This window comes from Cellulomonas sp. NPDC057328, from assembly GCF_042667215.1.
Taxonomy (GTDB): Bacteria; Actinomycetota; Actinomycetes; order Actinomycetales; family Cellulomonadaceae; genus Cellulomonas.
On the sequence record NZ_JBHUZW010000123.1, the window covers coordinates 1 to 11,441 of the forward strand.

The following is an 11,441-nucleotide window of genomic DNA, read 5'->3' on the forward strand; positions in this document are numbered from 1 at the left end:
ACAGGAGCGACGGGCCGCACGGGTCATGCCGTCCTCGGGGGGGAGGGGGACGGCGATGCTGTCCGAGGCCGGACGGGGCGCTGGTCTCGACCCCGTCCGTCGCGGACGTCGGTGCGTCAGGCCTCGGTCGTGCGACCGCGGCGACGCAGGATCATCAGGACGGCACCGATGGCGACGGCACCGACGGCGGCCAGCAGGCCGACGAGGGCCGACGTGCCGGTCGCGGCGAGCACCTGGCCGCGGTTGCGGGGCGCGTCGTCCGTGGCCGCGAGGACCTCGGCGCGCTCCGTGACCGACGGGGACGGCGTGGGCGCGGCGGCGGCCGGGGCCGGCGTGGCCGTCGGCTGCGGCGCGGCGGAGACGTCGGCGGTCGGCGTCGGGACGGGGGCCGGCGTCTCGGCCGGCTCCTCCGCGACGTCGTCGGTCGGCTCCGGCGTCGGGACCGGGGCCGGCGTGGTCGGCGCCGGGGCGGGCGTGGTGGGCTCCGGCGCGGGCGTCGTCGGAACGGGCGCCGGGGTGGTGGGCGCGGGGGCCGGCGTCGTGGGCTCGGGCGCCGGGGTCGTCGGGACCGGCACCGGCGGCACGGCCGGGGCGCACAGCGCGTCGAGGTCCAGCAGCTCGGCGACGTCGTAGTGGCCGTAGAACGCGAGCGTGTTCTTCACGTGGAAGCCGCCGTCGGGGGGCGTGATGACCGTCGGGACCGCCGACGCGAGGTCGAGCGTGCGGCCGGCGATGCCGTTGCCCACGAGGTCGACCTGCAGGCCGTACGCGCCGGGCTCGGCGCAGACCGCGGCGGTGTCCGTGGCGTCGAGGACGAGCGGCACGACCTCGTAGCTGCGGGGGAGCGAGGAGGACGCCTCGTGGCGCTGGCGGTCGTCGGCCGTCGGCCACGCCCACACGGGGTGCAGGGCGACGCGGTGCTGCCGGGTGCTGTTGGACCAGCCGGCGTTGCGGCGCGCGTCCTTCTTCTCGTACAGGAAGTAGCCGGTCGCCTTGTCGCACGTGTAGGCGTCCCACGGGATGACCTGGCCGGCCTTCCAGCCGCCGCAGAGCTCGGGCTTGCCGGGCTTGGACGGGCCCTTGCCCGGCTTCCCGGTCTCGCCCTTGCCGGGCTTGCCGTGCCAGGTGCTGGCGTGCCAGCCGCGGTCGCCGTCGCCGGTGGCGGACGCCGCGGCGGCCGGTGCGACGAGGAGCGCACCGGCGGTGAGGAGGACGAGGGGGAGGTGATGACGCTTCACGAGGGGTGACTCCACAGACCGTGGGACGGGGGACGGAGGCCGGGGTCGCACGGTCACGCCGTCGGCCGCTCCGGACAATAGGGCGTATTCGGACAACCGTGCAGATCCCACCCACAACTCACCCGAAAGGGTCAGGTCGGCTGCGCCGTCCGACGTCCCGTTCGTGCGGGGCGGCCCGCGCGGTCGGAGGGGCTGTGACAGCGCCGCCGCGCACCCCTCCGTACGCTGGGGCCCCCGGCCCAGGAGCTCCCGTGATCGTCGTGACGCCCGCCGCACCCGCCGACCTCGGTGCGGTGGTCGACGTGCTGGCCGAGGCGTTCGAGGACGACCCGGTCCTCGCCGTGGTCGTCGGCGGCCCGGCCGGTGCGGTGCGGCGCGAGCGGCTGCGCCACCTCTTCGACGGCATCGTGCGGTCGGGGCCCGGCGCGGCGGGCACGGTCGACGTCGCGCGCCGTGCGGGGGCCGCGGACGTGCTCGGGGCCGCCGTGTGGCAGGCGCCCGGCGCCGGGCGCGGACTGGCCGCGGAGCTGCCGCACCTGCCGGTGTTCCTGCGGGTGGACGGCGTGCGCGGGGTGCTGCGCGCGGCGCGGGTCCAGCACGTGCTCGAGCGGCACCGCCCGGACCGCCCGCACTGGTACCTGCAGGAGATCGGCGTGCCCGTCGCCGCGCGCGGGCTGGGCGTCGGCGCCGCGCTGCTGACCGCGCGGCTGGCCGCCGTGGACGCGGCCGGCGCGCCGGCCTACCTCGAGTCGTCGACGCCCCGGAACCGGCGCCTGTACCAGCGGCACGGGTTCGTCGAGACCGCGCCCGTGCAGGGGCTGGCCGGCACGGCGCCGGTGGGCATGTGGCGCGCGCCCGCGACGGAGCGCACGTCTGCCGGCTGAGTCGCGCGGGTGCGGGCGGGGCGAGCCCGGGTGACGATCGACGCCGTGCTCGCGCGGCGTGCGCGGGGCACGGCACCCGAGCCCCGGGGAGGGCACCGATGAGCGTCAAGGTCGCGATCGTCTACTACTCGGCGACGGGCACCCTGCAGGCGATGGCCGAGCGGCTGGAGCGGACGGCGACCGACGCCGGAGCCGAGGTCCGCCGCCGGCACGTGCGCGAGATCGCGCCGCAGGCCGCGATCGACTCCCGGCCGGAGTGGCGGGCGCACGTCGACGCCGTGGCCGGGGAGCCGGTCGCGGAGCCGGACGACCTCGACTGGGCCGACGTCGTCCTGCTCGGCTCGCCGACGCGGTACGGCAACGTCGCGAGCCAGCTCCAGCAGCTGCTCGACACGACGGGGCCGCTGTGGTCGGAGGGGCGCCTCGCGGACAAGGTGTACGCGGCGTTCACGGCCTCGCAGACGGCGCACGGCGGTCAGGAGGTCACGCTCCTGTCGCTGTACACGACCGTCATGCACTGGGGCGGGATCGTCGTGACCCCCGGGTACACCGACCCGGTGAAGTTCGTCGACGGCAACCCGTACGGCGTCTCCCACGCGACGGCGCCGAGAACGACGCCCCGCTGGGCGACCCCCAGCTCGACGCGCTCGACCACCTCGCACGGCGCGCGATCCACGTCGCGGAGCGCCTCGCCGCGTGACCTGGGCGCCCCGGGCCGCCGCGTGCCGCGATCGCGCGTGCTCGCCGTCGGCGAAAAACCTTGGCACCCGCGCCGACGCGTCGTACGGTCGAGGTACACGGGAAGGAGGTGGTCCGAGACATGAAGTCTTCTTGGACGCGTGAGGTGACTGCCCGCTAGTCGCCCGAGGCATCGGACGGACTCCGAGGTCCGCCCGCACCCCGTCAGGACCCCCTGACCGGGCGGCGAGCGAATCCCCGGCAGTCACCGCAGCCCGTGGGTGCCGCGACATCGTCCATCGCGGCGGGACCCTCCCGAGGAGGGTCCACCCCACGGGCTGTTGCCTGCCCGGGCACGGACGGGCTCCCCCGCCCGCCCGCGGCGCCGGGCGGATGAGATGGTGGGGACGTGCCCCTCAAGAAGCCCGCCGAGATCGAGGAGATGCGGCCCGCCGGCCGCTTCGTCGCCCACGTCCTGACGTCGCTGCGCGAGAACGCGCGCGTCGGCATGACGACGCAGGACCTCGACGCGCACGCGCACCGCCTCATCGACGAGGCCGGCGCCCGCTCGGTGTACCTCGGCTACCACCCCAGCTTCGGGGCCATGCCGTACCCGGGCGTCCTCTGCACGTCCGTCAACGACCACGCGCTGCACGGGCTGCCGTCGGACCGCGTGCTCGAGGACGGCGACGTCGTGAGCATCGACTTCGCCGCCGAGCTGAACGGCTGGGTGTGCGACTCGGCCCTCACGTTCCAGCTGGGCACGCAGACGCCCGAGGCGCAGCGCCTCATCGCGGCGACCGAGCAGGCCCTTGACGCGGGCATCGCCGCCGCCGTCGCGGGCGGGCGCATGGGCGACGTGTCCGCGGCGATCGGCCGCATCGGGCGCGACGCCGGCTACGGGATCAACGGCGACTTCGGCGGGCACGGCGTCGGGCGGACCATGCACGAGGACCCCCACGTGCCGAACCTCGGCCGCCGCGGCACCGGCGAGAAGCTCAAGCCGGGCCTCGTCATCGCCATCGAGCCGTGGTTCATGGCCGGCGGCGACGGGTACGAGGTGGACGACGACGGCTGGACCATCCGCACCGCCGACGGCTCCCTCGCGGCCCACGCGGAGCACACGGTCGCGGTGACGAAGGACGGCCCGGTCGTCCTCACGGCGCGCGGCTGACGCCACCCGGCGCGCGCCGAAAGGTGGCGTCGACGTCCGACGACGGGGGGACGGCGCGGGAGACCCCGGGCGGACGCGGGTGCGCCGCCGCCCGGGCGACGATGCCGACGTGACGGATCTCCAGCAGCCCCTCCGGCCGCACCGCCGGCCCGGCGACCCCGCCGACGCGCGCCGCGCCGCCGCCGCCCCGCCGCGCCGCGCGGCACGTGTGGCGTTCGGCCTCTACCTCGTCGTGCTGGCCGGCGCCGCGTTCCTGCCGCTGCCCCTCGGGATGCCGGCGCGCGGGTCGGGCGTCGCGTACGAGCTCACGCTGCACCGCCCGGACCTGCTCGGCGGCTGGGAGGCGCAGCGCAACGTGCTCATGACGGTCCCCTTCGGGCTGCTGCTGCCGCTGGTGGTCCGGTGGCGGTACGAGGCCCTGCTGGTCGCGTGCGTGGCGGTGACCGTGGTCGTCGAGACGGGGCAGCTCGCGGTGTCCGCGCTCGTCGGGTGGCCGTGGCGCGCGTTCGACGTCAACGACCTGCTGCTCAACACGGTCGGCGGGCTGCTGGGGCTCGCGGTGACGGGGGCGGTCCTCGCGGCCGTGCGCCGGCCCGTGCCGCCGCGTCCGCGGCGCCTCGTGCCGGGTGCGCTCGCGGCGGCGCTCGTCGCGTGGGTCGTGGCGTCGACCGCGACCGCGCCCTCGACGGTGCTCCTGGACGCGTGCGACGAGCCGCCGGCGGGCGCGGTGACGTCGCTGCCCGCGGGCGCGAGCGCGTACGCCGGTCCGGACGGGTCCGTGTGCGTGCTGCTCGACGGCGGCAGCTCGTCCGTCCCGCGCGACGCCGGGCCGCGGCGTGCCCTCGTGCTGGCGCGGACGGACGGCACGTGGGAGGTCGGCGTCGTGCGTCCCGGCGAGGACCCGGCGCCCGACGCCGTCGACCGCCCGGTGGAGCTGTACGCCGTCGACGGGACGGACGTCCGGGTCTGGGTGATGCGCGACTAGGTCCCGCGGGCCGGGACGACCCCCCCCCCGCGTCAGGGCGCCGACAGGACCGTGCGCAGGCGGTCGGCGAACGCGCGGGGCCGCTCGAGGAAGCCGGTGTGCTCGCCGGGGAACGCCGTGACCGGCACGCCGAGCAGCGTGGCGAGGGCGGCGGAGGTCGCGGCGGTCTCCAGCGCGCCGGACTCCTCGCCGACCCCGACGACGACGCGGCCGGTGCCGGCGCGCACCCGCGCGACGTCCGGGACCCACGTGGTCGTCCACGTCAGCTCGTGCGCGAAGAACCGGGCGCCGTCGCGTGCCAGCTGCTCCTCGTCGCCCATCGCGGGCGGGCCCTCGGCGTCGTCCTCCCACCCGACCGTCCCGGCGAACGCGCCCCACGCGGCGTCGACGCCGTGCTCGTGGAACGTCTGCACGACCAGCGCGGTGCGCGCGTGGTGGACCGCCGCGTCCGGCAGCAGGTCGAGCAGCGGTGGCTCGTGCGCCACCAGCGTGCCGACGCGGCCGGGGTGGTGCTGCGCGAGCGCCAGCGCCGTCACCGCGCCGCCGCTGGAGCCGAGGACGTCGGCGGCGGGGGCGTCGAGCGCGTCGAGCAGCGCGGCCACGTCGTCGGCGCGGAGCTCGGGCGTGGAGTCCTGCGCGGGGTCGTCGACCGTGCTGCGGCCGATGCCGCGCGGGTCGTGCGTGACGACCGTGAAGTCCTCGGCGAGCGCGTCGGCGGCGTCCGTGAAGTAGAGGGCGCCCATGGGCGAGCCGACGAGCAGCAGGAGCGGTCCCGTGCCGCGCACCTCGTAGGTGAGGCGGGCCCCGGGGACGTCGAGGGTGCGCACGTCGGCGGTCACGGTGGCGGCCACGGTCAGCTCCGCCGCGCGGTGAGGTGGACGGCGACCTCGTCGCCGGCGGCGTCCTTGCCGATGGCCGCGCGCAGCGCCTTGCGCAGCGGCAGCCAGTGCGGGCCGCTGCCGGAGGGCATGAGCGTCGCCTCGAACGGCGTGCCGTCGAGCGTGCCCGCGACCTTGACGGCCCGGCCGGTGCCCAGCACGTGCTGCGAGTCCGGGACGGTCAGGAAGGTGTCGAACGCGCCGTCCTTCTCGAGCGGCGCGGTGAAGGCGTGGTCGAGCGGGACGGTCATGGCGACTCCTAATGTCCACGGTGTGTACATGCGGCGATGTCCACACCGTAGACTTCGGCGCATGGCGACGGCAAGGGGCAGCTACCACCACGGCGACCTCGGTGCCGCGCTCGTCGACGCCGGCGTCGCGCTCGCCCGCGAGGCGGGGGCGTCGGCCGTCGTCCTGCGCGAGGTGACGCGACGGGTCGGGGTCACGCCGCGGGCCGCCTACCGGCACGTCGCCGACCGCGACGCCCTGCTGCGGGCCGTCGCCCGCGTCGCGCTCGCCGCGATGGCGCGGACCGTGGAGGAGACGCTTGCGGGGGCCGCCGACGGCGCCGGGGCCGCGAGTGACGGCGCCGTGGCCGCCACCGACGGCGCCACGGCGCTGCGGGCCGTGGGCGAGGGGTACGTGCGCTTCGCGCTCGACGAGCCGGGGCTGTTCGAGGTCGCGCTGTTCGCGATGGACGACATGGCCGAGGTCGACGACCCGGCCGCGGCGGGCGCCGGCGGGCGGTCGCCGTACCACCAGCTGCAGGACGCGCTCGCGCGGCTCGTCGGCGAGGGGCGGCTCGCTGCCGACGCGGTGGAGGGCGCCGCGCTGACCTGCTGGTCCGGCGTGCACGGGTACGCGACGCTCGCCGCGCTCGGCCCGCTGCGGTCGCTGCCGCGCGCGGAGCGGGACGCGGGGGCGTCGGCGGTCGTGGCCGCGCTGGTGGGCGCCGTGACGGGGGTGAGGGACGCGGTAGGGCCGGCCTGACGGGTCGGGCGCGTCGGTCAACCGCGTCGGTCGACCGCGTCGGTCGGCTGCGTCGGGTCGTGCGGGACCGGCTCGCGGTGGCGCCGGCGTGTCTCCCTGCGCGCGCCGGGGCGGGGCGGGGCCCCTTCTCGCGGCCGTACGCCCGCTGTGCGTACGTGATGCGTACGCCCGAGAGAAGAAGGGACCCGTCCGGCGCCGACGAGGTAGGCGCGTGCGACGGTCGGGCCCTCGGCCGCCGTGTCCGTCCGGGCCGCCCCTGACGGCGCGCTCGACGCGGTCACCGCCCCGCCGGGCCGCACCTCGTCACCCGGCCGACGTCGCAGGCGCGGGCTCGCCCGCGGCCGAGCCCCGGGCTGCCGCCACGGGGAGCGCGAGCCGTCACGCGGCGGCCCCGGTCGCCGTCACGGCGTGCGGACCGGCACCTCCAGCGACGCCAGCAGCGCGACGACGCGCGCGCGGATCGCGTCCCGGATGGGCCGCACCGCCTCGATGCCCTGGCCTGCGGGGTCGTCGAGCGCCCAGTCCTCGTACCGGACCCCCGGGTAGAACGGGCAGACGTCGCCGCAGCCCATCGTCACGACGACGTCCGACGCCTCCACCGCCTCGGCGGTCAGCACCTTCGGCTGCTCGCCGGTCAGGTCGACGCCGACCTCGCGCATCGCCTCGACGGCGACGGGGTTGACCCGGTCCGCCGGCAGCGACCCGGCGGACCGGACCTCGACGGCGCCGCCGGACAGCGCGCGCACGAACCCCGCGGCCATCTGGGAGCGGCCCGCGTTGTGCACGCAGACGAAGAGGACGGACGGCGTGCGCGTGGTCATCGGGCTCCTCCGGCGGGTCCGAGCGTCGCGGCGAGGGCGCCGGCGACGAGGTCGTGCGCGCCCGGCGCGACGCGGAAGTACGCCCACCGGCCGCGCTGCTCACGGGTCACGAGGCCCGCCTCGGCGAGCGTGGCCATGTGGTGGGACACGGTCGGCTGCGACAGCCCGACGGGGCCGGTGAGGTCGCAGACGCACGCCTCGCCCGTCTCCTGCGCCGCGATCAGCGAGAGCAGGCGCACGCGGGTCGGGTCGCCCAGGGCCTTGAACGTGCGCGCGGCGTCGCGGGCGGCGTCGGCGTCGAGGCCGGGCGCGCCGGTGCCGCAGCACGCGTCGGCGGCGGCGAGGGGCAGGGCGGTCGGCACGGGGACATCGTGGCACGACCCATTGACGCCTGTCGATGTGATGCGCCAAGGTGCACACATCGAAGTTCATCGATGAGTGGAGGAGACATGACCACCCCGACCGACCCCGCGACCCCCGCCACGGACGACGTGCACGAGCTCGTGCGGCGGCGCTACGCCGAGGCCGCGACCGCGGCGACGCAGGGCGACGGCGCCGACGCCGGTGCGTCGGACGGCTGCTGCGGCGGCACGTGCGGCGCCGGCGCCGCCGCCGCCCCAGGCGACGCCACCGGGAGCACCGTCTTCGGCGCCGGGCTCTACGACGCCACCGACCTGACCGGCCTGCCGAGCACCGCCGTCCGCGCGAGCCTCGGCTGCGGGAACCCGACCGCCGTCGCCGACCTGCGACCCGGGGACCGCGTGCTCGACCTGGGGTCCGGCGGCGGCATCGACGTGCTCCTGTCCGCCCGCCGCGTCGGGCCCACCGGGTTCGTGCACGGCGTCGACATGACCGAGGAGATGCTCGACCTCGCCCGCCGCAACGCCGCCGAGGCCGGCGCGACGAACGTGGCGTTCCACCGCGGCACCATCGAGGACCTGCCGCTGCCCGACACGAGCGTCGACGTCGTCGTCTCCAACTGCGTCGTCAACCTGTCGCCCGACAAGGCGGCCGTGCTCGCGGAGGCGTACCGCGTGCTCGTGCCCGGCGGGCGGCTCGGCATCTCCGACGTCGTCGCCGACGACCACCTCACGCCCGCCGACCGCGCCGCCCGCGGCAGCCACGTCGGGTGCGTCGCGGGGGCGCTGTCGATGTCCGAGTACGTCGACGGCCTGACCGCGGCGGGGTTCGTCGACGTGCGGGTCGAGCCGACGCACGCCGTCGCCGACGGGATGCACGGCGCGGTGGTGCGTGCGCGCAGGCCCGCCGACGCCGGGGCGTGAACGTGCCTCAGCAGGTCCCGTGGACGGCGTCGTCGGCGCCGCGCGGCAGCACGTCGAGGTCGCGCAGCACGACCGACAGGCCGAGCAGGGCCGTCGCCGGGTCGCGCTGCGCCGCGCACACCGCGGCGAACGCGTCGGCGTCGTACTCCACGTCGAGCACCACGGGGTACGCGTCGGCGTATGCGGCGCACTCGTCCCAGCGGGCGCAGTCCTCCGCGACGACGAGGTCGGCACCCGCGGCGCGCACGCGCGCGGTCACGTCGACGGCGTTCTTCTGCGCGTAGGCGAGGCCGCGGGCGTGCGCGTGCTCGACGAGGAGAGCGGTGAACGCGACCGCGTCGTCGGCGTCGAGCAACCCGTGCGCGCGCGTCCACGAGTCGAGGTTGTCGACCTCGACCGCGTCGTACCCGGCAGCCGCGCAGCGGTCGACCAGGGGGCCGACGAGCTCGGCGGCGAGCCGGTCGCGCAGCGCGGGCGTCGACACGTCGAGCAGGACCTCGTCCGGCCACGCGGGGTCACGCACCGGGACGCCGTCGTCGTGCAGCACGAGCTCCGGCGTCGCGCGCAGCAGGCGGTCCGTGTCGCCCGGCTGGCTCTGGAAGCCGTTGACGTAGCAGACGTCGTACCGGCCGGCCGGGGGCGCGGTGGCGTCGCGGACGACGACCCGCGTCGCCGCGTCCGGGGCGTCAGCGCCGCCGAGCTGGTACTCGAACGGCACACCGGGCGGCGGGAGGGTGACGTCGGGGACGACGTCCGGGGAGCTCGTCCCGCAGCCCGCGAGCAGGACGACGACCGCGACGGCCGCCGCTGCCCGGGACGCCCTCACGCCGACGTCCCGCGCAGCTCGGCCGGCACGGCGTCCGGCGGCGTCACGCCCACCGGCTCCACCAGCACGAGCGGGTCGGCGTCGAGGTCGAGCACGCGCGAGCGTGCCGGCGGCGTCGTCGCTTTCTCGAACCGCACGGTCGCCTCGCGGTCCCGCACGTGCACCACCCAGCCGCGCCCGAGGGTGGCGTGCTCGACGTCGAGGCCCGGGCGTGCGTTCGTGACGTCGAGGAGCCGGGGCGCGGGCGCGGCCGGGACGGCGTCCGGCGGGTGGTCGACCCTCGATGCCTCGTTCCCTGACCCGTCGTCCGCCGCCGCCTCGTCGTCCGCTGCCTCGTCGCGCCCCGCACCGTCGGGGGCGGCGTCGAGACCGTCGAGGAGGTCCGGCGTCGCGGCGCCGGCCGGCTCGTCGTCGCCCCGCTGCCCGAGGTCCCGCTGCTCGAGGTCCCCGTGCAGGTCGAGCGCGAGCTGCGCGTGCGGCGCGAGGTTGTGGAACGAGACGCCGAGCAGCCGCACCGGGGTGTCGATGCCGGCGGCGAGCGTGGCGCGGCGCGCGGCGTCGCGCAGGTCCGCCGCGGACGCCGTCGGGTGCGAGAACGTCACCGAGCGCGTCACCGTCGAGAAGTCGCCGTACCGGACCTTGGCGACCACCGTGCGCGCCGCACCGCCGTGCCGCTCGAGCCGCTGCAGCGCCTCGTCGACGACGTCGTCGACCGCCGCGAGCACGACCTCGCGCCCGAACAGGTCGTGCGCGAACGTGCGCTCCGCGCCGGCGGACTTCCGCTCGGTCGACACCACGACGGGCCGGTCGTCGAGGCCGCGCGCCATGAGGTACAGGTGCGTGCCACTGGCCTCGCCGAGCGTCATCGTGAGCGTGTCGAGGGGCTGGCGGCGCAGGTCCGCGACCGTGCGCACGCCGAGCCGCTCGAGCGCGCCCGCGGTCGCCGGCCCGACGCCGGGGATGACACGCACCTCGAGCGGCAGCAGGACGTCGTCCTCGACCTCCGGGCGCACCACCACCACGCCCGCGGGCTTGCGCAGGTCGGACGCGATCTTCGCGACGAGCTTGGAGCGGCCCACGCCGACCGAGACGGTCAGGCCCGTCAGGTCTGCTACGCGCGCCTGCACGCGGGCCGCCGCCTCCTCCGGCTCGGGTGTGCCGCCCTCCGCCTGCGCGAGGTCGGCGAACGCCTCGTCGATCGACAGCGGCTCGACGCCGGGCGTCAGCTCGCGCAGCACGCCCATGATCACGGCCGAGTACGCCGAGTACGCGGCGAACCGGGGCGTCAGCACCGCCGCGGCCGGGCTCAGCCGGCGCGCCCGCGCCATCGGCATCGCCGACCGCGCGCCGTCGCGCCGGGCCTCGTACGACGCCGTCGACACGACGCCGCGCCCGCCGACGCCCCCGACGAGCACCGGCTTTCCCCGCAGCGACGGCTTGTCGCGCTGCTCGACCGCCGCGAAGAACGCGTCCGCGTCGAGGTGCATGACCGTGGCGGCGTCGCGCATGCGCACGGCCGCGACCAGCCGCTGCGCCCGATCACCCCGCCCGTCCACGCCCCCATCCTCCCCGCCGCCACGGGCGCACCGGTGCACGGACGCCACCGCCGGGGCGGCGTACGACGCGACGCCACCGCCGAGAGGGTGTCCACGGCGAACGGGGTCCGGCGTGCGTTCCGGGGCCC

Annotated in this window: 13 protein-coding genes; 6 read left to right on the top strand and 7 right to left on the bottom strand. The window is 77.1% G+C overall.

All coding sequences use genetic code 11. The annotated features are described in order from the left end of the window. Nucleotides 1-116: 116 nt before the first annotated feature. Nucleotides 117-1,238 (bottom strand): hypothetical protein, encoded by a 1,122-nt coding sequence (locus tag ACFUMH_RS16460; protein WP_378208025.1) that lies wholly within the window; start codon nucleotides 1,236-1,238, stop codon nucleotides 117-119. Nucleotides 1,239-1,489: 251 nt separating this feature from the next. Here ACFUMH_RS16460 and ACFUMH_RS16465 point away from each other — a divergent pair, with 251 nt between their 5' ends. The 4 genes from ACFUMH_RS16465 (at nucleotide 1,490) to ACFUMH_RS16480 (ending at nucleotide 4,959) form a co-directional block, all read left to right on the top strand. Beyond that, nucleotides 1,490-2,122 (top strand): GNAT family N-acetyltransferase, encoded by a 633-nt coding sequence (locus ACFUMH_RS16465; RefSeq protein WP_378208029.1) that lies wholly within the window; start codon nucleotides 1,490-1,492, stop codon nucleotides 2,120-2,122. Between the two features lie 98 nt (nucleotides 2,123-2,220). Then, nucleotides 2,221-2,946 (top strand): flavodoxin family protein, encoded by a 726-nt coding sequence (locus ACFUMH_RS16470; protein ID WP_378208032.1) that lies wholly within the window; start codon nucleotides 2,221-2,223, stop codon nucleotides 2,944-2,946. A gap of 263 nt (nucleotides 2,947-3,209) precedes the next feature. Further along, nucleotides 3,210-3,974: a type I methionyl aminopeptidase gene (gene map, locus ACFUMH_RS16475; protein ID WP_378208037.1), complete on the top strand. Its 765-nt coding sequence runs from the start codon at nucleotides 3,210-3,212 to the stop codon at nucleotides 3,972-3,974. A gap of 109 nt (nucleotides 3,975-4,083) precedes the next feature. Then, entirely contained in the window at nucleotides 4,084-4,959 is an 876-nt protein-coding gene (locus tag ACFUMH_RS16480) for a VanZ family protein (RefSeq protein ID WP_378208041.1), read from the top strand. Nucleotides 4,960-4,991: 32 nt separating this feature from the next. On the opposite strand, the gene ACFUMH_RS16485 is transcribed toward ACFUMH_RS16480, so the two are convergent. Both ACFUMH_RS16485 and ACFUMH_RS16490 read right to left on the bottom strand, forming a co-directional pair. Continuing rightward, on the bottom strand, nucleotides 4,992-5,810 hold the full coding sequence (locus tag ACFUMH_RS16485) for an alpha/beta fold hydrolase (RefSeq protein WP_378208044.1): 819 nt from the start codon (nucleotides 5,808-5,810) through the stop codon (nucleotides 4,992-4,994). Between the two features lie 2 nt (nucleotides 5,811-5,812). Further along, nucleotides 5,813-6,088 (bottom strand): DUF1905 domain-containing protein, encoded by a 276-nt coding sequence (locus ACFUMH_RS16490; RefSeq protein ID WP_378208049.1) that lies wholly within the window; start codon nucleotides 6,086-6,088, stop codon nucleotides 5,813-5,815. A gap of 61 nt (nucleotides 6,089-6,149) precedes the next feature. Between ACFUMH_RS16490 and ACFUMH_RS16495 the strand changes: the two genes are divergently transcribed. Continuing rightward, entirely contained in the window at nucleotides 6,150-6,827 is a 678-nt protein-coding gene (locus ACFUMH_RS16495) for a TetR/AcrR family transcriptional regulator (RefSeq protein WP_378208053.1), read from the top strand. A gap of 401 nt (nucleotides 6,828-7,228) precedes the next feature. On the opposite strand, the gene ACFUMH_RS16500 is transcribed toward ACFUMH_RS16495, so the two are convergent. Together ACFUMH_RS16500 and ACFUMH_RS16505 are read right to left on the bottom strand one after the other, a co-directional pair. Beyond that, nucleotides 7,229-7,648, bottom strand: a complete 420-nt coding sequence (locus ACFUMH_RS16500) for an arsenate reductase ArsC (protein WP_378208056.1) — start codon at nucleotides 7,646-7,648, stop codon at nucleotides 7,229-7,231. After that, a complete protein-coding gene (locus ACFUMH_RS16505; protein WP_378208061.1) occupies nucleotides 7,645-8,010 on the bottom strand; it encodes an ArsR/SmtB family transcription factor in 366 nt (121 codons plus the stop codon). The genes ACFUMH_RS16500 and ACFUMH_RS16505 overlap by 4 nt, the downstream gene beginning before the upstream one ends. Before the next feature lie 87 nt (nucleotides 8,011-8,097). Between ACFUMH_RS16505 and arsM the strand changes: the two genes are divergently transcribed. Further along, entirely contained in the window at nucleotides 8,098-8,931 is an 834-nt protein-coding gene (gene arsM, locus ACFUMH_RS16510; RefSeq protein WP_378208065.1) for an arsenite methyltransferase, read from the top strand. 7 nt (nucleotides 8,932-8,938) lie between these two features. On the opposite strand, the gene ACFUMH_RS16515 is transcribed toward arsM, so the two are convergent. Beyond that, nucleotides 8,939-9,757 carry an endo alpha-1,4 polygalactosaminidase gene (locus ACFUMH_RS16515; protein WP_378208069.1) on the bottom strand — a complete coding sequence of 273 codons (819 nt, stop codon included), beginning with the start codon at nucleotides 9,755-9,757 and terminating at the stop codon, nucleotides 8,939-8,941. After that, nucleotides 9,754-11,313, bottom strand: a complete 1,560-nt coding sequence (locus ACFUMH_RS16520) for a DNA polymerase IV (protein WP_378208073.1) — start codon at nucleotides 11,311-11,313, stop codon at nucleotides 9,754-9,756. The genes ACFUMH_RS16515 and ACFUMH_RS16520 overlap by 4 nt, the downstream gene beginning before the upstream one ends. Nucleotides 11,314-11,441 lie beyond the last annotated feature (128 nt).